Here is a 21,036-nt window from a genome sequence, read left to right as displayed (position 1 = left end):
TTCGTGTTCCTTTCCTTCATGAAAGGAGAGTTTGAATGAATAATGAAGAGAAGCAGTTGAAATGGGATACGACATGGTTATTATTCGCACGGATGATGGCAGACCGTCATTCAAAATGTGCCTCAAAATCCGTTGCCTGTGTCATCGTTAAAGATGAAAAGCCAATTTCGATCGGAATAAACGGAACACCTAGTCAGCATGTGAATTGCAACGAAATTTACTTAAAGCAAGATGGTATTCTCTATACATCACGTCCTGACCACCCGATTGTTGAAGAATCGGTTGAACGAAACGGAACTCTCTTTTATCGGTGCGAAAATCAGGAAGAACACCATGAATGGTCGAAGCAACATGAGATTCATGCTGAAATCAACGCGCTCGGTAAGCTAGCAGCTGATTCGACGAGCGCGCGTCATGCAACAGCTTATGTCACACATAGTCCGTGTCATGCGTGTAGTTTAGCGCTCATCGCTTCTAAAATCGATCGTGTCGTTTATTCGACAGGGTATGAGTATGGGGACGGACTGAACCTGATGCGACAAAGTGGAATCGAAGTCATCCACTTGCCACTCGCAAACGAATATTTTCTTGAAAAAATTTAACGAAAAAGGGTTGTAAACGCTTCCATAGCATTGTATGATGAAATCAAGCATTGCCATGGTAATTATTCACTCTTCCATTCGGACTGATTTTCAATCGAAAATCGGTCCACTTTTTTTTTTAGAAAAGAATTGACAGGACTTGAATAGTTTGGCATGATGACTATAGAATATGACGAAGCGGAACGCCGCATTTTCATACAAAACCAATCAAGGAGCTGGAATGCCAGGTCGTTGAATGAAAAATCCTGACTCACATGAGTCAGGATTTTTTTATGGATGAACAAGTGTCGCTTCCTTGAGGCGTTTAGCACGGATTGCGCATTTTGTGGCGACCGCACCTGAGAGGATCGTCATGAATCGCTGACAGAGGATGTCTGGTTGCGATTGATGTAAAAACAGTTGATGTAATAGTCGGTTGAAGGCGGCGTCTAGCGAAGACAAGTGCCGTTTGATTGCAGTGGGAGACATATCTTGAATTTCCTCTGCTTGGTAGCCAGCATCACTTTGGAAAGCAGAGAGGATGAGAAGCTCTGTTTGCGCATCAGCCAACGTTAGCCCTTGTTCTTGGACATGATGACAAGCCTCACGCAATTCATGAATCAACAAATGTTCCAAAGCATACGACGTATGCATTTGATATGGATCGTACACCTGGACAGCTTGCCGAATTTGATCGCGTGTCACAATTTCGGATACCGTCCATTGATCGAGTGTGCCAACAGCTTCACTGTATAGTTGAGTAAGTGGTCGAATCATCGTTTCTCCTCCTTAAGCATAAATGGACTTCCAGTTTCATCATAATTCATTTAGAAAACGCTTACAATATCTGTTTATTAGTAGTCGTGATGAAATCGTGTCTGCTATGATATGAGTGAAGAAAAAGGAGTGAGATGACGTGATTCAATTATTCAAAGCACTTCCGGAAGTGACAATGCCTTCTTATGGAAATGATGCTTTTTCCATCCATCAATCGAATCAACCGATTGGACTTTCGATAGAGACGCTTGTTCCGGGTGAGCGAATCGAAGAAGTGTTACTCGTTGCCTCTGGTGAAATCCGTACTGGTCAAACCGGGAGAGAATGGTTACAGTTCACGTTCAATTCGCCCGCTGGATCTTGTAAGGGAAAACAGTGGATCAATCAAGGAACGGCAGAAGAAGCACTTCGTCCATATCTCGAAACACGAATCGTTCGGGTCGAGGCGAAGGTAGAGGAATATCCGCCGCAATCCGGAAACAAGTCATTGACCGTTCAGCGCGTCACTCCGATTCATGATGCCTCACCGACGCAGTTCTTGCCGCAATTACCGGCAGATGAATCCCTTGAAACGTATCGTGATCAGTTGTTTGGACTAATCGATCAACTTGATTCTCCTTACCAAGAAATCGCACTATCGATTCTGCGACAGTACTGGGCGGATTTTTCAACACGACCGGCTGCTCTGTTTCATCACCATGCCTATATCGGTGGGTTGCTGAAACATACTGCTTGTATGATGACGATTGGTCGAGGAATCTGTGATAGTGAACAACCATACTTGACGCTACTCAAATGTATTCAAGAAGCAGAAGCCGATCATAAAAATGAACTCTTCCAAGCAGCTGAACGAGAGATACGTCAATTTTCTTGGGATGACAGTTTTGATGCCCTCTATCAAGCGGCAAAAGGGATTGCTCTGTTAGATCAACGACCGAATCCGAATGAGTTGTTGCTCGGTATTTTATTGCACGACATCGGAAAGCTATGGGAGTATACGCATGCGGGTGCATCGACAGATCGTTTTTCAAGACTGTTGCACGTAACAGAGGAAGAGGAAGAACTGGCAGGTATTGCGCTTGATCCGGACGGTGTATTGATGGGTCATATGCCATATGGTTGTTTTGTTCTTGAACAAACACTTCGAGAAGAAGATATCCGATTACCGCGTGCTGTTTATCACCGTCTCATGCATATGGTATTATCACACCATGGTAAACGCGAGTGGGGATCAAGTGTTACGCCGCAAACGACAGATGCTTGGTATCTTCATACGATTGATCTACTCGATGCACGAAAAGAAAAATGGCGTCAGCAACAAGGACGCTAAGGAGTGAAATCATGCAAGACAAAATACGTACGACTGTCATCACTGGTTTTTTAGGTGCCGGTAAAACTACGCTACTCAATCATCTCGTTTCTCAACCGACAGAAAAATTTGCCTTGCTCGTCAATGAAGTAGGTTCTGTTCATATTGATGAAGCATTGATTGAACGAAGTGACGAAGAGATGATCGAATTGACGAATGGCTGCATTTGTTGTTCGATTCGCGGCGATTTACGGGATGCGTTGCTACGGATCGCAAAACGCCGTCGAGATGGGGAGTTATCGTTTGATCGATTATTGATTGAGACGACAGGCGTTGCGGATCCAGGACCGATTCTACAGACATTCTACTTTGAGCCGGCTGTTGAACAGTCCTATCAGATTTCAAGTGTTGTCACAGTCATCGATGCGTACCACTTGGAACGTCAACTGACGTTCCAAGAAAATGTGAAACAAATCGGCTTTGCTGACGTCCTGATCTTGAATAAAATGGATTTGATTGACGTGTCAAAGCGCGAAACGTTGTCCGCTTTACTGCGCGAACGAAATCCTTCTGCAGCTATCATTGAAACGGAACAGGCTCAACTTGAATCGGACCGACTGTTTGAAACGTTCCATTTTCCAAAAGAAGAGCAAGTACGACTCAGTCAACAAACGGATCAGATTCATCAGTCGGTTGAGGATTTCACGGCATTGACGATTGTCGAGGAACGACCCTTGAACCGAAATCGATTCGGAATGGTCCTACGTGAGGTGTTAGAAGCGTATGCGGAAGATCTCTATCGCTATAAAGGAATCATTCATTTTGCAGATACGGATCGAAAGGTCATTTTACAAGGTACTGGCATGATTTACGGCACAGCAATCAGAGAACCATTTAGCGAACAACCAAAGACGACGCTCGTCTTCATTGGGAAAGGGCTAGATGAACAAGCGATACGAAAAGGAATCGAGGCGGCAATTGAACATGGTTGAACTTTATTTTGACGGTACGGTCCGTCCTTCAAATGATGAAGCGGCGGTTGGGCTTTTCAGTAAAAATTCCGAGGGAGAAGTCACGGAAAAAATGTATCAAATTCAAGCGATCAATAATCATGAAGCAGAATTTATTGCTTTTGCGAAAGCCGTCGATTGGGCGCACGAACTGATTGCACAAGGCGAGAGCGTCATTTCGTTTCGGACGGATTCAGAAGCGGTTGCACTCGCAGTCGAACGCGAATTCGTCAAGAACAAACGAACGCAGACGATTTTTGATCCTGCCTTTGCGCGTTATCAACTCTTACCACTCGCTTTCGTGAAGTGGATTCCACGGTCGGAGAACAAAGCAGATCGTGTCGCACGAGAAGCGTTACGATTATACGAAGCATGATTGACGACAAACACCCCTATCCTCACGGTAGGGGTGTTTGTTCATGTTCGATGCGCTCGATCAGAATTTGGTCGACGCGTCGTCCGTCTAAATCAACGACTTCAAACCGGTACGGTCCAATTTCGACAGTACTTCCACGGGAGGGTACATCACCTAACGTATATAGAATCAAACCAGCAACCGTATGATAGGCGTTCAACTGTTCACCGGGTAAGTCTTCTGTATAACCGAGCGTCCGCTTTAAATCATCGATGTGCAATAGACCATCCGCGAGGAAGGAGCCATCCTTTCGCATGACGAGTTCCGGTTCTTCCTCGACGCTTGAAATTTCGCCAACGAATGCTTCGAGGATGTCGAATAAGGTGATCATGCCGAGGAAACCACCGTATTCATCAAGAACAAAGGCGATGGATACCGTCTCTTTGCGCATCCGTTCAAGCAAGACGGTTGCTTTTAATTGACGGGGAACGATCAGTGGTGATTGAATCAGTCGTTCAAGTTCTTGAACAGGTCGTTCAGTTGATAGCACCTCTTTCGCATCGATGAAACCGACAAAGTGATCCAAGTCACCATGACCAACCGGTAAGTTTCGATGTCGCGCTTGCCGGAGCTCTTGTAAGATCGTATCGGAGTCATCCGCTAAGTCAATCCATTCGGTAACGGTACGCGGCTCCATCAGTTCGTACGCGTACAAATCATGAAAATCAAACACACGAGAGACTTGCTCCGCTTCAGACCGGTTGAAGGTTCCCTCTTGCGTACCACGAATCAGTAATTGCCGGACTTCGTCTTCCGTCTCGTCTTCTGTTTGCAGGCGATCCAGACCAATCAAACGGAAGATGGAACTCGTCGACTTACTTAGAACCCAAATGAATGGTCGAAGTACAATCGAGAAAAAACGCATCGGTGGGGCAAGCCACATCGTGACCCGTTCTGGGCTGACAAGGGCGACACGTTTAGGAACGAGTTCACCGATGACGAGTGAAATATAGGTGATGATCGTTACGACTAGAATATAGCCGATCGTACTGGCATAAGGGGCGAGCCACGCGAATTGAGCAAGCCACTTGATGACCGGTCCTGAGAGAGCGGCACCACCAAAGGCACCATTGACGATGCCGATTAACGTGATGCCGACTTGAACAGTCGATAACAGATCGGTTGGTCGATCAAGTAACTCTAACGCAACATGGGCTGACTTTTTGCCATCATTCGCTGCTTTCTCTAATTTGGACCGTTTTGAGGAAAGCAAAGCGAGTTCAGTCATCGCAAAAATACCGTTTGCTAGAATCAAAAGCAGTACAATCGTTAAGTTAATCAACCACATGAAATCTTCACTCCTTTTTTCGATAATAAACTATTCCCGAAAACTGTCTCTCTCATTCCCATTCTGTCTACTTTTGCGTTAAACTAAAAGAGAAATAATCAAAAGGGGGAATTTGTTTATGGAATACCGTGTAGAACGTGACACGATGGGGGAAATTCGTGTACCAGAAGCGCAGGAATGGGGCGCACAAACACAACGTAGTCTAGAAAACTTTAAGATCGGAACGGAAAAAATGCCGATTGAAGTTATTCGTGCCTTTGCAGTCCTGAAAAAAGGAGCGGCGCTTGCGAACCGCGACTTAGGCGTGCTTGAGGCAGAAAAAGCGGGTGTCATCGCTGAAGTATGTGACGAGATCATCGCGGGGAAATTCGATGATGAGTTTCCGCTTGTCGTTTGGCAAACGGGTTCAGGTACACAGTCGAATATGAACGTCAATGAAGTGATCGCTCGGGTCGCGACACGCAAGTTAAAAGAACAAGGCAGTGAGACGACGATTCATCCGAATGATGACGTCAACAAATCACAAAGTTCAAATGATACATATCCGACAGCGATGCATTTAGCGGCGAAGACAGTCTTGCTGGAATCACTATTCCCAGCAATCGATGCGTTGCATGCGACACTTGACGAAAAAGCGAACGCGTTTGCGGATATCGTCAAGATTGGACGGACACACTTGCAAGATGCTACACCGATCACACTCGGTCAAGAAATCAGCGGTTGGGTCCGGATGCTTGCACTTTCGAAGCAGATGATCGAACGGACGCTTGATCCGTTAACAGAATTAGCAATCGGAGGTACGGCTGTTGGAACGGGCATCAACGCACATCCTGAGTTCGGTGATTTGGCTGCGCAAAAGATGAGCGAGGAGACGGGATATGAATTCACGAGCGCAGAAAACAAATTCCACGCCCTAACGAGCCACGATCAACTCGTCTTTACACATGGAGCGGTCAAAGCGTTAGCGATGGACGCGATGAAGATCGCAAACGACGTTCGCTGGCTCGCGTCAGGTCCACGAGCAGGAATCGGCGAAATCACGATTCCAGAAAATGAGCCGGGAAGCTCAATCATGCCGGGGAAAGTCAATCCGACTCAAAGTGAAGCGTTGACGATGGTCGCAGCGCAAGTCCTTGGAAACGATGCGACGATTGGTTTTGCTGCAAGTCAAGGAAACTTCGAACTAAACGTCTTCAAGCCGGTCATCATGTATAACTTCATACAATCGGTTCGTTTACTGACAGATGCCTTGCATTCGTTCAATGACCACTGCGCAATCGGAATCGAACCAGAACAGTCCGTTATCGCTGAGAACGTCGAACGTTCGTTGATGCTTGTCACTGCACTCAACCCGCATATCGGATATGAGAATGCGGCGAAAATTGCAAAGGCAGCGCATCAGTCAGGTTCGACATTAAAAGAAGCAGCACTTGCGACTGGTTTATTAACAGAAGAACAATATGATCAATGGATCGTACCAGCAGATATGGTCCGTCCGAACTTAAAAGCGTGAGTTGAAAAAGCGGGGGATTTCCCTCGCTTTCTCTTTATCCGAGGATTGTTCTTCGGATGTATAGAAAGAGAGGGGATTGGATGGAACGAAGTCGAAAACGAATAGAAAAACAACTGCAACAGACGATCATCATGGTCGAGACGTTACTTCGGATGCCGGCCGTGCCACGAACAGAACTACTCGCATTGGCAAGCTGGCTTGAAGGACTCGGGAGAGAGGAACTGTTCAGAGGACTTGCCGATCAAGTGAGTCGGGAAAAAGCGATGTGGGAACAAATGAATGCGGTCATCACGCAGCCAATCGTTAAAGAATTACTGCAGCCAATCGTCGATCAGTTGTCGGACCGTTCACGCGCCAACCGGATTCGAAAAGAATTGGTCGTCACTGTGACAAGACGTTTTCTTGAGAATATCAAATGGAAAAAATCGCTCGAACAGGAGCGCTATATGTCACGATTCTTCAGTTCGGTGGAAGACACGTTGTCGATATCACATGATATTGCTATGGATGCCGTCATTATCGACCATTCATCTATCGTGGAATCATTGGAGTTGTTCCAAAAACTGATCAAACAAATGGAGTCAGCATTCGTTCCCGTCATCATCGTAGGTCCAAACCGGTCTGATATTCGTCAAGTCAGCTATGAGATGGGAGCCGATGACTACTGGGATGAGACAGTGACGAATGAAGAACGACATGTTCGTCTAGCGAGACTATTACGAAAATTAAGGGTCGTATCTTCGACGATCTTGGTCGATGAACTGACGGGAGCTTATAACCGGAAATACCTCCAAAATGCCTTTGATCGTCGCGTAGCACGTCTCGAACGTGAACAGCGGACATTTGGGTTAGCGATTTTTGATATCGATCATTTTAAGAGGATCAATGATTTACATGGACATCCAACGGGGGATTTGGTCCTCTCCGAACTAGCTACCATCGTTCAACAAGCCGCTCGTCTCGATGATGAATTCATTCGTTTCGGTGGTGAGGAATTCATCTTATTGTTTTCAGCAGAAACAGTACCGCAAGCCGTTGCGAGTATGAATAAAATTCGCGAGCGTGTCGAGCGCCATATTTTTGCGAACGGATTAAAAGTAACGGTTTCGATTGGTCTCTCCTTTGCTTTTGATCTCCTCACATCCCTGGCGCAAGCAACAGCAGAGGCAGATGAAGCTCTGTATCAAGCGAAACGTAATGGTCGTAATCAAGTGGTGTCCTATTCGACAGCGATATCGATCGAAAAAATACCAGTCTATATCCGTGTCGAGGAAGGATTCCTTAAACAGGTACATACGCTTGATATGCCGGGTCATCCGAAATACCATATTGAGGTGATTCCGCTAGATGATCAACGGACGTCGCCAATACAATTGGCGATTCTTTCACTCGATCAGTTAGCAAGCGAGAACTTTGTACGATTAGAGGAGTGGAGACAACAACGGGAATCGATCATTGATGCTTTGGTCGTGACGGATCAAGAAGACGATCGTTTAGCCAATGCGCTATCATGCGGTGCGACAGACTATATCATGACCTCACAGATCGATTCTGATATGGAGGAATGGATTGCTGAATGGATCATGCAAATTCCTTAAAAAAACAGCCACATTCGTCCATCATACGGAGCAATGTGGCTGTTTTTTAGTTACTGATCATATCGACGAATGATGAACGGATAATCGTTTCCCTCGACCGCATCATAATGTGTTTCGGAAGTAATCTGAAATGAAGATGGGATTTCGGGATAATGTACATCTCCAGAAAGAACCGTATCAATTTCAGTGACATACAGGCGGCGAGCAAGAGGAAGCGTTTGAGCAAACAACTCTCCACCACCAATCAAAAAGACTTCTTCTTCTGAATCGACGTATGGTTGCAAAGCAGATAGATCATGCCATACCGTTACACCTTCGGCTGCAAACGTCTGATCGCGCGTAATGACGATGTTCTCTCGACCGGGCAACGGTCGTCCGATGGATTCGAACGTCTTTCGTCCCATGATGATAGGTTTGCCAATCGTCGTACGCTTGAAGTGAGCTAAATCAGCTGGAAGGTGCCAAGGCATCGCATTGTCACGACCGATGACATGATTTTTTGTAAACGCTACGATATGTGTGATCATACGGCTACCACACCTTTAATGTGCGGATCAGGATCATAGCCTTCAATGATGATGTCTTCGAAGCGGAAGTCTTCAATACGATCGACTGTTCGAGCGAAGCGCAGCGTCGGTAATTTTTTCGGGGTACGCGTCAACTGAAGATTAACTTGTTCAATATGATTTGAATAGATATGAGCGTCACCGAGCGTATGAACGAAGTCACCAACCTCAAGTCCACACACATGAGCAATCATATGTGTCAGTAACGCATAAGATGCAATATTAAATGGTACGCCTAGGAAAACATCAGCTGAACGTTGATACAATTGGCATGATAGTTTTCCGTCAGCGACATAAAATTGGAACAAGAGATGACAAGGTGGTAAAGCCATCTCATCGACTTGTCCAGGATTCCAAGCACTGACGATCAAACGACGAGAATCCGGATTCGTCTTAATCTGTTCAATGACTTGTGCTAGCTGATCGACCGTCGTGCCATCTGGACGTGGAAAAGAGCGCCATTGTGCCCCGTAAACAGGACCTAGATCTCCGTTCTCATCGGCCCATTCGTTCCAAATCCGCACACCATTTTCCTGTAGATAACGAATATTCGTATCACCCGAGATGAACCAAATCAACTCATGGATGATCGACTTCATATGTAACTTTTTCGTCGTAATGAGAGGAAAACCATCTTGAAGGGAGAAGCGCATTTGGTGACCAAACACGCTGAGTGTTCCCGTTCCCGTCCGGTCTTCCTTTTTTGTTCCGTGTTCCAAAATGTGTTCGCAAAGTGCATGATATTGTTCCATCGGATGACATCTCCTTTTCGAAAAATCCAAATTTCATTGTACCATAAATTAAGATTTTGAGGATGTCGGTAAATGTCTTGCGAATAGATAACGGAATAAGCCAAAGAGCGGAATCACGTCTTGCCACTCTAGTGATTGTGCATTCCGAACACGAATGCGCCGGAGCAGATAGACTTGCAGAATGTAGAATAATAACAAATCGACGGTCATCGTTCGAACGAATTGATTGGTCTCAAAGTAGATGCGGAATATACTCCAATCAGACCGAGCAAGAGCAATCCAAAGCAATAATGTCGTCACGACGCTAAGTAAGGCGACGACGGTAGGAATCCACCCGCGACGACGAAAAGGAAGAAACGTTTTCCTTGGAATAGCGAGGGCGACATAAGGCATCAACACGAAGGCACCTAAGAAGAACGATCCAATACTTGCGACGAGCGGTCCGGGGCGCATGAATCGTTTCTCATCTAGAAATAGTAAAAAGAAAGCGAACGGATAAATGCCGAGTAAGGCAAATAAACTTAACGCGGATGTATCAAATTGACTTTGGTCGAAACGTAAAAACGACATCAAGAAACCTTCTGGAAAGACACGATTATTTCCAAATAATAAGATGAAGACAATAGCAATCGCCCAGACAAGGAAGAGCAAATATCGACGATACATTTGTCCACACTCCTTTCTCATACCTTTCTTTCCCATCATCTTGGATGTAGTAAACACTTGTATTTCATATTTCATGATATCAAATATGTTAAGGTTCTTGCTTGAGCACCTCTCATGGACATGTTAAGATGACGTTGTGATAATTGAAAGCGCTTTTACAAATTGATGCAATCGTTTGCTCAATATGTAGCACGTTACGTACATAAAAGAGGAGAGTGTTGAGGATGGAACGTAAATGGTGGCATGATAGTGTCGTTTATCAAATTTACCCACGTAGTTATAATGATTCGAATGGGGATGGAATCGGTGACTTGAACGGAATCATCGAAAAGTTGGATTATTTGAAGACACTTGGTATCGACGTCATTTGGCTAAGTCCTGTCTATGATTCACCGAATGACGATAATGGCTATGATATCCGTGATTATGAAGCCATCATGAAGGAATTCGGGACGATGGATGATTTTGATCGTCTTCTAGATGAGGCACATGCACGAGATATCAAAATCGTCATGGACCTCGTCATCAATCATTCGTCAGATGAACATCAGTGGTTCGCGGAGTCGCGTCAAAGCAAGGACAATCCATATCGGGATTATTATATGTGGCGCCCGGCAAATTCAGACGGTTCGCTACCAAACAACTGGGGATCGATTTTCTCTGGACCTGCCTGGGAATATGATGAAACAACGAATGAGTATTACTTACACTTATTCTCGAAGAAGCAGCCTGACTTGAACTGGGAAAATGAGCAGATGCGTCATGATGTGTACGGGATGATTCGTCGGTGGTTGGATCGAGGGATTGATGGTTTCCGAATGGATGTCATCAACTTGATTTCGAAGACACCTGACTTACCAGATGCGACGGTCCATCCAGGAGCACTGTATGGAGATGGTGGAGAACATTATATCAACGGACCGCGTGTCCATGAGTTTTTACACGAGATGAACGAAGCCTCCTTCGGTAAATACGATGTCCTGACAGTCGGTGAGATGCCAGGAGCGACGACGGATGATGCCATTCTTTACACGGATCCGGCACGTAAAGAGGTCAACATGGTCTTTACGTTCGAACATATGGATCTCGATTCAGGTCCGAATGGGAAATGGGACGTCATTCCGTTTGATTTACTTAAACTCAAGCAAAACTTCACCAAATGGCAGACGGCCTTACATGAGACGGGCTGGAACTCGCTCTATTGGAACAACCACGATCAACCCCGTGTCGTTAGTCGATTCGGAAATGACACGACGTACCGCGTCGAGTCAGCTAAAATGCTTGCTACATTATTGCATTTGTTAAAAGGGACGCCATATATCTATCAAGGCGAGGAAATCGGTATGACGAACGTCGCTTTTGAAGACATTGCAGACTATGAAGATATCGAAATTCGGAACATGTGGAAAGAACGTACGGAACAAGGAGCATCACCGGCTGAACTACTACGTTCCATCCATGTCAAAGGACGTGACAATGCGCGGACACCGATGCAGTGGGATGCGTCGGAGAACGCTGGTTTCTCAACGGGAACACCATGGTTGAAGGTCAATCCGAACTATCCGGAAATCAACGTCGAACAGGCGCTTGCAGATGAGCAATCCATCTTTTATTACTATCAACAGTTGATTCGTCTACGACATGACCATGAGCTCGTCGTCTATGGTCGCTATCAACTCTTACTCGAAGATCATCCAGAAGTTTACGCCTACTCACGAACGCTTGAAGGGGAGACATGGTATGTCTACTGTTCGTTTGCGGATCATGATGTGAATATTCCGTCTACGCATGATACGTCAGATCGGGTCATCGGAAACTATGAAGAGTCCGTCATTACCGACGAACTCACACTTCGACCTTATGAGGCAGTCGTCTTCCGTACGTTTGAAGGTTGATTCATCTAGCCATAAAACAGAGGGCTGACTCAAAAAAAGAATGACGCGTCTTTTCACGCCCCTTTCTCAGGCGAGACACTAAGCCCGCTTTCCTACTTCATTCAAGCAGGAAAGCGGGTCTTGTTTGTCTCTGAAGCGCATAAATGCGCTGTTTCCTATAGAAGTTGCGTGTGACGCGTCATTTTTTACGAGAAAAGGGTGGCAGATCATCATTCTGCCACCCTTTCTTTATAAATTATCGCTCCAATTGAGCGACTTGTTTAACCTGAGCGATGATTGTATCACGATCAGTCGTTGATGGATTGAGGCGGATGCCATACAGTCTTTCGGGACCCACTGGCTTCTCGTGCAATAACTGACCTTCGATGCACAAAGGTTCTTGACCCTCGATCAATGAGAACTCAACCACGATTTTCATTGATTTGAGGAGTGGAAGTTTTAGTTCTGTGCTGATTGCTAGTCCGTTCGGTGAGATATTATGAATTTTCATCAGCCCTTTAGGAGTACGCTGGTCATTTTTCAATAAATGAAATTCACCTGTTATTGGTTTTTTCAGCGTATATCGAAAGGGTTCATTCCGTTTAATTTTCATGTAGGCACCTCCACTCCCATTATCCGACAATTTCGTCAAGTCTTCTAGTTTTTTTTAGGTCATGCAGCAGCGTCTGTCGATTGTTTCGTTGGGTGGATACGTTTTGCTAAATACATGAATGGTGTCGCGAACCAAGCGACGACGAATTTCGCAAGATACGTCGTAATGAAGATTTGCCACCAGATGGAGAAGGGCATATCGTGAAAGGCAATCGCACAAAACGTCAACGTATCAAGCAATTGACTTAATACGGTTGACCCTGTCGTCCGTAACCAAAGCTTACGTTCGCCTGTCTTCTGACGGATCTTTGAATAGATAAAGACATCGAATAGTTGCGAGACGAGATAAGCGGCAAGACTACCAACAGCAATCCATGGTAAGAGTCCAAACAATAAATGCAAGGAATCGGATGTTTCGAGTGCAGCCTTATCAGCAAGTGGTGTATACAAGAGACTGAACTGCATGAGGACGGTCGTCGTGATCAGGGAGAAGAACCCCATATAGACGCCTTTACGAGCGACCTGTTTTCCGTATTTTTCATTGAGGATATCTGTCGCTAGATAACAACTGCCATACACGACGTTCCCTAACGTGAAGACGAAACCAAAAATATCGACGGTTTGTGTGACTTGGATGTTTGCAATGATTGTTGCGATGGCAATCCACATCAACAATCCTGTCTTACCAAATAAATAATAACTGAAAATCAATAATCCCATCGTTAAAAAAATGGAAGGGATCCATAACCATTCGTTCATGAGATGTACTCCTTTCTGTTCATACAGATGAAAATTGTACGCTGAAATTCATCAACTGTCAAAGGTGACGAAGCGATGAGGGGCATTAAAAAAAGACCATGAGTTTCATGGTCTTTCGGATGGTCTTTAGCCCATTCGTTGCAGAGAGTACCGACGACGTCTTCCTTTGACGTAATAGTTCTCTGTCGACGTAAAATCATTCGCTTCCAAAATGCGTTTTGCAAACGAAGCGTGTGGTGATTGTTCAAGGACACGCGCGCGTACTTCGTGACGATCTAGTACCCCAGAATACGTCAATGCTTCAGCAACTGCTTGAGTAGCTAGACCCCGACGCGTATAGGGATCAAACACCATGAAGTCGAGTTGGAAGTAGTGACCCATTTTTAAGAGCAGAACCCGCCCCATGATCGTATCCGCTTCAACGATATCAAAGTAATAATCTTCAGGATAGCTGTGCTCGACGGAATCAAAAGCCCGCTCTTCTCCAAGCTCATGGTCATACCCTTTGATTTCTTGCGGAGTCAGTCCATATGCTTGCTCGCCATACTTCAAGAAATGATCGTACTCAGCTTGATCGACATGACGTAATGTTCGACGTCTCAATTCCATCACAAAATCCTCCCTCATCCCAATTGATGCTTCGTTTACATTATAGCGATACCCTCCGTGCAATTGCAAAAATTAACTAAAGCCGATGCGTAGTGACAAATATAAAAAAAGTCATTCTGTAATCATCTTGTGATTGTTTTAATTCCCGTGGAATATGGTAAAGTAATGATGTAGACAACTGCATACTGGAAGGGGCTGGAAAACGTGTTCACAGAACGTGACGGAATCAAATTGCGTCTAGAGCAAATCGAACGATTGTATTCGGACTTGAATCGTGAAGCGAAACAATTGACGGAACGCTTACGCCAATTAGATGAACAAGGGGATGAAGTTCAACATGATCTTTCCCTTAATAAAGAAGACCGCGATCATTTGAAGTCAAGCATCGATGAAACGCTTCAGGCACTCATGAAGCGGACGACGGTCGATGCAAAAGTCGAACAGGAAAAGCAAGAAGACCTAATTTCGAAAAAAGCATTGATTGAAGATATCGAAGGATTATTGAAGAAAAAGAAATAAGCTAGCTCCGGCTAGCTTATTTTTTTATGGAGGAACGCATTATGAAACCAACCATTGGACTGACGACATGTCTTCGTCCGACTGACGACGTGCATCATCGTGTGAAGCAGTTGTTAGCGGATGAGACGATACATTTTATCTATGTCGTGCGTCAGAAAAAAAGCATAGAACACTTGCAACAGGAGACAGGATTACCGGTGCTTGTCGTCGATAAACAACGGCTTGATTTATATCCACTAGGTGAGACCACATCGTTCTTTTTCCATCCTTCAAGTGCGGTGTTTCGCATCAAACAAATTGATGCAGGAGGAGGCGATCCTCTCGTTACAATCGGACGCTTATCGGAAGGGATGCGTGTGCTTGACTGCACACTTGGTCTTGGAGCAGATGCCATTGTCATGAGTCATTCCATCGGAGAGCGGGGGCGGATCATCGGGTTAGAAAGCCGGGTTGAGACAGCATTTGTCGTCAAGAATGGATTAAAACGGTGGGAAGAATCTTACGAACCGATCAATCAAGCGATGCGACGAATCGAAGTGAAAGTCAAACACCATTTAGCCTTTTTGAAAGAATGTCCGGATAACTCCTTTGATGTCATCTACTTTGATCCTATGTTCGAACAGACCGTCGAAGAATCGACGCATCTCGACGCTTTACGAACGCTTGCGAACTATGAAGCTTTATCTGTGGAAGCGATGGTGGAGGCGAAGCGTGTGGCACGTCAGCGTATCGTTTTAAAAGCACATTATGAGAGCCCCTTGTTTGAACGGTTTGGGTTCGAACGAACAAAGCGTAAAACGTCGAAGTTGCATTATGGCGTGATTGAACTGTAGATCAAAAAAAGACCTCTGCCAATCATACGGCAGAGGTCTTACTCGTTATTCGCTGATTATTGAACAGCGTCTTTTAATTCGTCTTCCATCTCTTCAAACGTTTCCTGAACGGCATTGACTGGTTGTTTCGTCATCAAGCTGACAACGACCGTAAAGATCAAGCTTGTGAAGAATCCAGGTACCATTTCGTAAAGCGTCGTACTAAGTCCGAGTTGAACCCAGATGATGACAGTCAAGGCACCTGAGATGATACCAGCCAGTGCACCTTGTTTCGTCATCCGTTTCCAGTAGAGAGAAAGCAAGATGATCGGACCAAAGGCAGAACCGAATCCAGCCCATGCATAACCGACAAGTGCAAGAATCGTCGCTGACGGATTCCAAGCGAGTACACTTGCAACGATTGCTACGAGAAGCACAGAGATTCGACCAGTAAAGACGAGTTGTTTATCCGTTGCATCCTTTTTCAAGAACGTTTTATAAAAATCTTCTGTCAACGCACTCGAAGTAACGAGCAACTGTGATGAAATCGTCGACATGATTGCTGCAAGAATCGCAGCCATCAAGAACCCAGTGATATAAGGGTGGAACAGTACGTCAGAGAAGCGGATAAAGACCGTTTCCGGGTCGCCAAGTCCGTTTCCTTGACCTTCGAAATAGGCGATTCCGACGAGTCCTGTCATCATCGCACCAAGAATCGAGATGAACATCCATCCGATCCCGATACGACGGGCGCTTTTTAAATCCTTGACTGAGCGAATCGCCATGAAACGGACGATGATGTGTGGTTGACCGAAGTAACCAAGTCCCCAGGCAAGGAATCCGATGATTCCAAGAACTGTTGTTCCTTTAAGTGGATCAAACAACGAAGGGTCTAATTTTTCAGCGTAGTTGTATGCACCATCGACTCCGCCGACGTCTGTCAATGCGACGACAGGAACAAGCACGAGTGCGATGAACATGATACAGCCCTGGACGAAGTCGGTCCAACTAACTGCGAGAAAACCGCCAAATAACGTGTAGGCGATTACGACCGCAATCGTCAAGAGCATACCATAGTGGTAATCAAATCCGAATGAGCTGACAAATAATTTTCCACCTGAGACGATTCCAGCTGATGTGTAGAACGTGAAGAAGATGATGATGACGAGTGCTGATACAGTACGAAGCACACGTGATTTGTCTTCAAAACGATTCTCTAAGAAATCAGGGATCGTAATCGAGTCGTTCGCCATTTCCGTATAAAGTCGAAAACGTGGTGCGAGTACTAAATAGTTTACGTAACATCCAATCAATAATCCGAGTGCGAGCCAGAGTGCTGAAACACCTGTCGCGTACATGGCGCCGGGAAGTCCCATGAGCATCCATCCACTCATATCCGATGCACCAGCAGAGAGTGCTGTGACACCTGGACCGAGATCGCGTCCGCCTAACATGTAATCTTCTGTATTCGTCGTTCGCTTGTAGGCAAAATAACCGATTGCCAACATGAGAACAAGATACAGGATGATTGAAATCCATTCTTGCGTCATAAAGTTAAATCCTCCAAATGCAATAGTTTTTTTCAGCGATCAAGCATGTATTGACTCATTCGCCAAATGATATGTTCCCCACCTTACAGGGGATAAAACGACTTTGCAAGTCACGTCAAATTCATGAAAAGTACCGCTACGCCTAGTGCCTTAAGGGATTGGGACGGTTTTAGTCCCTGTTGAAGTTCTACTAGTTCGAATGTTCAGAATAATTAAATGAAAAATAAATGACCCTAATAAATTAGGATCATTCGTGTCATGTTAATGGGTCCAAAACTGTTGGTATGCGGAGCTTAAACGGTCTAATGCCTGATCTAATTGTGCACGAGGACACCCGATATTTAACCGTTCAAATGTTTCTCCGCCAGATCCGAACGAAGAACCATGTGTTAGAGCGATTTTTGCCTCCTTGACGAGCCAATCTGCTCGTGTTTTACTATCCAGTTTGAGTGCTTTGAAGTCGATCCACAACAAGAAAGTTGCTTCTGGAATGACAACGTCTAATTTTGGCATCTCTTGGCGAATCCGACGGATGGCATGGTCACGATTTCCTTCTAAATACACAAGTAATTGTGACAGCCATTGTTCACTCATAGCATCACCATACGCTGCTGAAATCGCAGTCGAAGCCAATGCATTCGGGTGAACGAAATGACGTTGTTGGACACGTTCGATTTGTTGACGAATCGAGATGTCAGGTACGATTAGATAAGACGCATAGAGACCCGGAATATTGAACGTTTTGGATGGGGCACTCACTAAAATGAGTTTTTCATAATCCAAACCGAGAATGGGCGTGTGCACGGAACCTGTATAGACGAGGTCCGCATGAATCTCATCGGATACAAGATAAACATCATGTTGCTTCGCGAGTTCGACGATTTGTTGTAATTCTTCTCTCGGATAGACTTTACCGCTTGGATTATGCGGGCTACAAAGAATCATCATACGTGCTGTTCGCATTTGCCGTTCGAGAAGTGAAAAGTCAGTCTGGTACGTCTCACCGTCTAAAAGAAGCGGATTTTCAATGAGTTGTCGTTGATTAGACTGAATGATTTGATGAAATGGAGGATAGACCGGTGTCTGGATGATGATTTCATCACTCGGTTCCGTCAGTGCGAGGACAGTATGTGCAAGTCCTGGAACAACACCACTTGAGTAGAGAATGGAATCAGTAGTGATTGTGACGTCATATCGCTTTTGAAACCATTGTTGAATTGCTCGTTTGGCTTCGTCTTCAAACATCGAGTAACCGAAATGACCTGTAGCAGCACGTCTAGTCAATCGTTCTGTCAAATTGTGGGGTGGACGGACGTCCATGTCGGCGACCCACATTGGAATCAGCTCATCTGATCCATATAGCGAAGGGAGCCCGTCCCACTTGACGGATCCTGTATTTCGTTTCTCGATCGTTTCATCAAAATTGATTTGTTCCATCAGACTTCACTCCTGTTCTTCAATAGTTGAATGACTCCATTTCACCATAGCGGATAGAGAGAGAGTGGGGCAAGTCGAAAAAATAAAGGTTTAACATTTATACGATCAGGCAATTACTAAACTCGAACCTACCATAATGAAACGGAGTGATGATCATGTTGCATTCTAAAGTAGTCGTCGGGCGATCGCCTGAGGAATTAGAGGAAAGACTTAATGAATTTTTTGAAAATAATGGGGTCGGATCAAACGCCATCATTACATTAAAATTTTCAACATTCGTTGCGTCTAAAGCGGATGAACATTATTCAGTTTTAGTCGTCTATGATAACTCGCTAACGAAAACTACACTGTAAATGAGTGACAAGAAGTTGAGCTGAAAAGCATCGACTTCTTGTTTTGTCTTTTTCTATAAGTTATACTAGAATTAGGTTTTACAAGCTTCCGTAGGTTAATGGCAGACCTCAGCAATGGTAATGCTGCAGTGCGAGTTCGATTCTCGCCGGAAGCATAGACACGTCTTCCGTCTCAAGTGATATATACTTGAAACGGAAGACTTTTTTCATGAGTTCGATATTTTTGATTTGAGGAGTGACCTCTATGCATCCAGTCATTCAATTCTGTTGGTGATAAAATCAAACAAGAACGAAAAAAACAAGGAATGACACAAAAAGCACTTTGTGAAGGAATTTGTAGTCAGGCTGAAATCAGTAAAATCGAAAATGGTCGAAATTCCCCAACGATTGATTTGTTACAGCAGATTTGTCGAAGACTACGCATCCCGATTTCATTGTTTTTTGAAGATGAAATCGTCTCACAAAAATTAAATGAAATAGACCAACGAATGATTCGGCATTTGCGTGAAAAAACGTACTCAGATATGGCAAAAGACTTAGCAAAATATGAGAACGTCAATAATGCGGTTGAAACTCAAATTTTAATTCGCTACCATCAAGAATTACTAGACTATGAAAGAGGAAATATTGATTTTCGGACATGTATCGCCTCTTTATTACAAGTTGTCAGACAGGAACAGATCAAAGACAAATCATTTCTTCTTTATACACGAATTCAGATGGTAATTGCTGTTCTGTATACGAACCACGAAGAATATAGTCGTGCCCATCAAATCTATAAAGAACTATTAGACTTACCTTATCAAACAAGAGAATATAAAAAAATTCGAATGAAGATCATGTATAATTTCATACGTAATTTAGTAGAGTTTGAACGATTCGAAGAAGGGTTGCAGGAAGTTGAGAAGGTCATCGAAGAGACAAAACAATTGCAGGATTTAACGTATCTCGGACAGTTTTATTTTCAAAAAGGAATCTTATTAGAGGCGTTAAAAGCATCTGAATCAGAAACAAAAGAAGCGTATACGACCGCTTATTCTTTTTTCATTGCTACTCAGAATCACTCTTATCTAAAAATCCTTGAAACCTATTTTTCTGATCACCTCTTATTTCCGATTAATGAAAGTGAGTGAACAAAAAATGATAGATTTACCAACTTCATCGATTGGTAAAAAAATTAAGATGTTACGATTAGAAAAACGGATGACTCAAAAGGAACTGTGTGAGGATATTTGTAGTCAAGCTGAGATTAGTAAAATCGAGAATGGAAGAAACATTCCAACAATTGATTTATTACAACAAATTTCTAGAAAACTACGAATACCCATTTCTTTATTTTTTGCGGATGAACAGGTCTCGCAAAAGTTGAACGAAATTGACCAAAAAATGTTACGGCATTTTAGAGAAAAAACGTATGGGGAAATGTCAGCAGAGTTAGTTCAATATTCTAACTCTACAACCATATTTGAAATTAGAATTTTTATTCATTATTATCAAGTCCTGCTTGAATATGAAAGAGGAAATATTGATTTTCGTTCATGCATTACATCCTTACTTCAATTAGTTGCGCAAAAGAAAATCATGGAACAGTCGTCTCTTCTTTATATTCGAATTCAAATGGCAATTGCTGTTCTCTATACGAATAATAAGGAATATGCGCATTCTCACCAAATTTATGAAGATTTATTAAAAATGCCATATCAGACCTGTGAATATAAAAAAATTAAAATGAAAATCATGTACAATTATTTAAGAAATTTGTATAGACTAAAGCGATTTGAAGAAGGATTGCAAGAAGTTGAACAAGTAATTGAAGAGACAAAAAGACTACAAGATTTAACATATCTTGGTCACTTTTATTATCAAAAAGGTTTCTTTTTAGAATCATTACATGCTGCAAATAATGATATTAGAGAGGCATATACCATTGCCTATTCCTTTTTTATTGCAACAAATAATCATGCTTATCAAAAAATTCTTGAAGTGCATTTAGCAGAACTATTGCTATTCCCAATAGATGAAAGTGAGTGAAAAAT

General features: G+C 43.9%; 21 protein-coding genes and 1 tRNA gene. 12 read left to right on the top strand and 10 right to left on the bottom strand.

The genetic code is table 11. From position 1 onward, the window contains the following. Positions 1-35 precede the first annotated feature (35 nt). Entirely contained in the window at positions 36-602 is a 567-nt protein-coding gene (locus ASF99_RS08490; protein WP_023468593.1) for a deoxycytidylate deaminase, read from the top strand. Positions 603-872: 270 nt separating this feature from the next. Here ASF99_RS08490 and ASF99_RS08480 read toward each other — a convergent pair whose 3' ends face one another. Next, on the bottom strand, positions 873-1,358 hold the full coding sequence (locus tag ASF99_RS08480; protein ID WP_023468592.1) for a hypothetical protein: 486 nt from the start codon (positions 1,356-1,358) through the stop codon (positions 873-875). A gap of 139 nt (positions 1,359-1,497) precedes the next feature. Between ASF99_RS08480 and ASF99_RS08475 the strand changes: the two genes are divergently transcribed. Genes ASF99_RS08475 through ASF99_RS08465 form a run of 3 tightly spaced genes read left to right on the top strand, consistent with a single transcriptional unit; the run spans position 1,498 to position 4,053 of the window. Further along, complete coding sequence (locus tag ASF99_RS08475) at positions 1,498-2,688, top strand: HD domain-containing protein (RefSeq protein WP_055968476.1); 1,191 nt, start codon at positions 1,498-1,500, stop codon at positions 2,686-2,688. An 11-nt stretch (positions 2,689-2,699) separates the two neighbouring features. Next, positions 2,700-3,659 (top strand): CobW family GTP-binding protein, encoded by a 960-nt coding sequence (locus tag ASF99_RS08470; RefSeq protein WP_055968474.1) that lies wholly within the window; start codon positions 2,700-2,702, stop codon positions 3,657-3,659. Then, positions 3,652-4,053 carry a reverse transcriptase-like protein gene (locus tag ASF99_RS08465; RefSeq protein ID WP_023468589.1) on the top strand — a complete coding sequence of 134 codons (402 nt, stop codon included), beginning with the start codon at positions 3,652-3,654 and terminating at the stop codon, positions 4,051-4,053. Before ASF99_RS08470 ends, ASF99_RS08465 begins: the two co-directional genes overlap by 8 nt. A 22-nt stretch (positions 4,054-4,075) precedes the next feature. Here the strand turns inward: ASF99_RS08465 and ASF99_RS08460 are convergent, their stop codons facing one another. Continuing rightward, positions 4,076-5,380 carry a hemolysin family protein gene (locus ASF99_RS08460; RefSeq protein ID WP_055968472.1) on the bottom strand — a complete coding sequence of 435 codons (1,305 nt, stop codon included), beginning with the start codon at positions 5,378-5,380 and terminating at the stop codon, positions 4,076-4,078. A gap of 118 nt (positions 5,381-5,498) precedes the next feature. Here ASF99_RS08460 and fumC point away from each other — a divergent pair, with 118 nt between their 5' ends. Then, complete coding sequence (gene fumC, locus ASF99_RS08455) at positions 5,499-6,893, top strand: class II fumarate hydratase (RefSeq protein ID WP_050677406.1); 1,395 nt, start codon at positions 5,499-5,501, stop codon at positions 6,891-6,893. Between the two features lie 80 nt (positions 6,894-6,973). Then, complete coding sequence (locus tag ASF99_RS08450; RefSeq protein ID WP_055968470.1) at positions 6,974-8,491, top strand: GGDEF domain-containing protein; 1,518 nt, start codon at positions 6,974-6,976, stop codon at positions 8,489-8,491. Between the two features lie 50 nt (positions 8,492-8,541). Here ASF99_RS08450 and ASF99_RS08445 read toward each other — a convergent pair whose 3' ends face one another. Genes ASF99_RS08445 through ASF99_RS08435 form a run of 3 tightly spaced genes read right to left on the bottom strand, consistent with a single transcriptional unit; the run spans position 8,542 to position 10,475 of the window. Continuing rightward, positions 8,542-9,018: a dihydrofolate reductase gene (locus ASF99_RS08445; protein ID WP_035396944.1), complete on the bottom strand. Its 477-nt coding sequence runs from the start codon at positions 9,016-9,018 to the stop codon at positions 8,542-8,544. After that, positions 9,015-9,809 carry a thymidylate synthase gene (locus ASF99_RS08440; RefSeq protein ID WP_055968468.1) on the bottom strand — a complete coding sequence of 265 codons (795 nt, stop codon included), beginning with the start codon at positions 9,807-9,809 and terminating at the stop codon, positions 9,015-9,017. The genes ASF99_RS08445 and ASF99_RS08440 overlap by 4 nt, the downstream gene beginning before the upstream one ends. Positions 9,810-9,857: 48 nt before the next feature. Then, positions 9,858-10,475: a hypothetical protein gene (locus ASF99_RS08435; protein WP_023468584.1), complete on the bottom strand. Its 618-nt coding sequence runs from the start codon at positions 10,473-10,475 to the stop codon at positions 9,858-9,860. Positions 10,476-10,699: 224 nt separating this feature from the next. On the opposite strand from ASF99_RS08435, the gene ASF99_RS08430 reads away from it, so the two are divergent. Beyond that, on the top strand, positions 10,700-12,370 hold the full coding sequence (locus ASF99_RS08430) for a glycoside hydrolase family 13 protein (RefSeq protein WP_055968466.1): 1,671 nt from the start codon (positions 10,700-10,702) through the stop codon (positions 12,368-12,370). A gap of 235 nt (positions 12,371-12,605) precedes the next feature. On the opposite strand, the gene ASF99_RS08425 is transcribed toward ASF99_RS08430, so the two are convergent. The 3 genes from ASF99_RS08425 to ASF99_RS08415 all read right to left on the bottom strand — a co-directional run bounded on the left by ASF99_RS08425 (position 12,606) and on the right by ASF99_RS08415 (position 14,329). Continuing rightward, the gene (locus tag ASF99_RS08425; protein WP_023468582.1) at positions 12,606-12,962 is read right to left on the bottom strand and encodes a PilZ domain-containing protein; all 357 of its coding nucleotides are present in this window, start codon (positions 12,960-12,962) and stop codon (positions 12,606-12,608) included. Positions 12,963-13,021: 59 nt separating this feature from the next. Further along, on the bottom strand, positions 13,022-13,720 hold the full coding sequence (locus ASF99_RS08420; RefSeq protein ID WP_029341956.1) for a queuosine precursor transporter: 699 nt from the start codon (positions 13,718-13,720) through the stop codon (positions 13,022-13,024). 126 nt (positions 13,721-13,846) lie between these two features. After that, complete coding sequence (locus ASF99_RS08415; protein ID WP_023468580.1) at positions 13,847-14,329, bottom strand: GNAT family N-acetyltransferase; 483 nt, start codon at positions 14,327-14,329, stop codon at positions 13,847-13,849. Positions 14,330-14,533: 204 nt separating this feature from the next. Here ASF99_RS08415 and ASF99_RS08410 point away from each other — a divergent pair, with 204 nt between their 5' ends. Both ASF99_RS08410 and ASF99_RS08405 read left to right on the top strand, forming a co-directional pair. Beyond that, complete coding sequence (locus ASF99_RS08410) at positions 14,534-14,848, top strand: hypothetical protein (RefSeq protein WP_023468579.1); 315 nt, start codon at positions 14,534-14,536, stop codon at positions 14,846-14,848. Between the two features lie 41 nt (positions 14,849-14,889). Further along, positions 14,890-15,681: a class I SAM-dependent methyltransferase gene (locus ASF99_RS08405; RefSeq protein ID WP_023468578.1), complete on the top strand. Its 792-nt coding sequence runs from the start codon at positions 14,890-14,892 to the stop codon at positions 15,679-15,681. A 56-nt stretch (positions 15,682-15,737) separates the two neighbouring features. On the opposite strand, the gene putP is transcribed toward ASF99_RS08405, so the two are convergent. After that, positions 15,738-17,210: a sodium/proline symporter PutP gene (putP, locus tag ASF99_RS08400; protein ID WP_023468577.1), complete on the bottom strand. Its 1,473-nt coding sequence runs from the start codon at positions 17,208-17,210 to the stop codon at positions 15,738-15,740. A 261-nt stretch (positions 17,211-17,471) separates the two neighbouring features. After that, positions 17,472-18,647, bottom strand: coding sequence for a MalY/PatB family protein (locus ASF99_RS08395; RefSeq protein WP_023468576.1), 1,176 nt, complete (start codon positions 18,645-18,647; stop codon positions 17,472-17,474). A 437-nt stretch (positions 18,648-19,084) separates the two neighbouring features. On the opposite strand from ASF99_RS08395, the gene ASF99_RS08385 reads away from it, so the two are divergent. The 3 genes from ASF99_RS08385 to ASF99_RS08375 all read left to right on the top strand — a co-directional run bounded on the left by ASF99_RS08385 (position 19,085) and on the right by ASF99_RS08375 (position 21,031). After that, positions 19,085-19,155 (top strand) — tRNA-Thr (locus tag ASF99_RS08385). 93 nt (positions 19,156-19,248) lie between these two features. Further along, positions 19,249-20,133, top strand: a complete 885-nt coding sequence (locus ASF99_RS08380) for a helix-turn-helix domain-containing protein (RefSeq protein ID WP_326937830.1) — start codon at positions 19,249-19,251, stop codon at positions 20,131-20,133. Between the two features lie 7 nt (positions 20,134-20,140). Beyond that, on the top strand, positions 20,141-21,031 hold the full coding sequence (locus ASF99_RS08375; RefSeq protein WP_035396959.1) for a helix-turn-helix domain-containing protein: 891 nt from the start codon (positions 20,141-20,143) through the stop codon (positions 21,029-21,031). Positions 21,032-21,036 lie beyond the last annotated feature (5 nt).

This window comes from Exiguobacterium sp. Leaf187 (assembly GCF_001423925.1).
Classification (GTDB): Bacteria; Bacillota; Bacilli; order Exiguobacteriales; family Exiguobacteriaceae; genus Exiguobacterium_A; species Exiguobacterium_A indicum.
The sequence above is the reverse complement of the archived record's forward strand: the minus strand, read 5'-3'. Positions and strand labels throughout refer to the sequence as shown.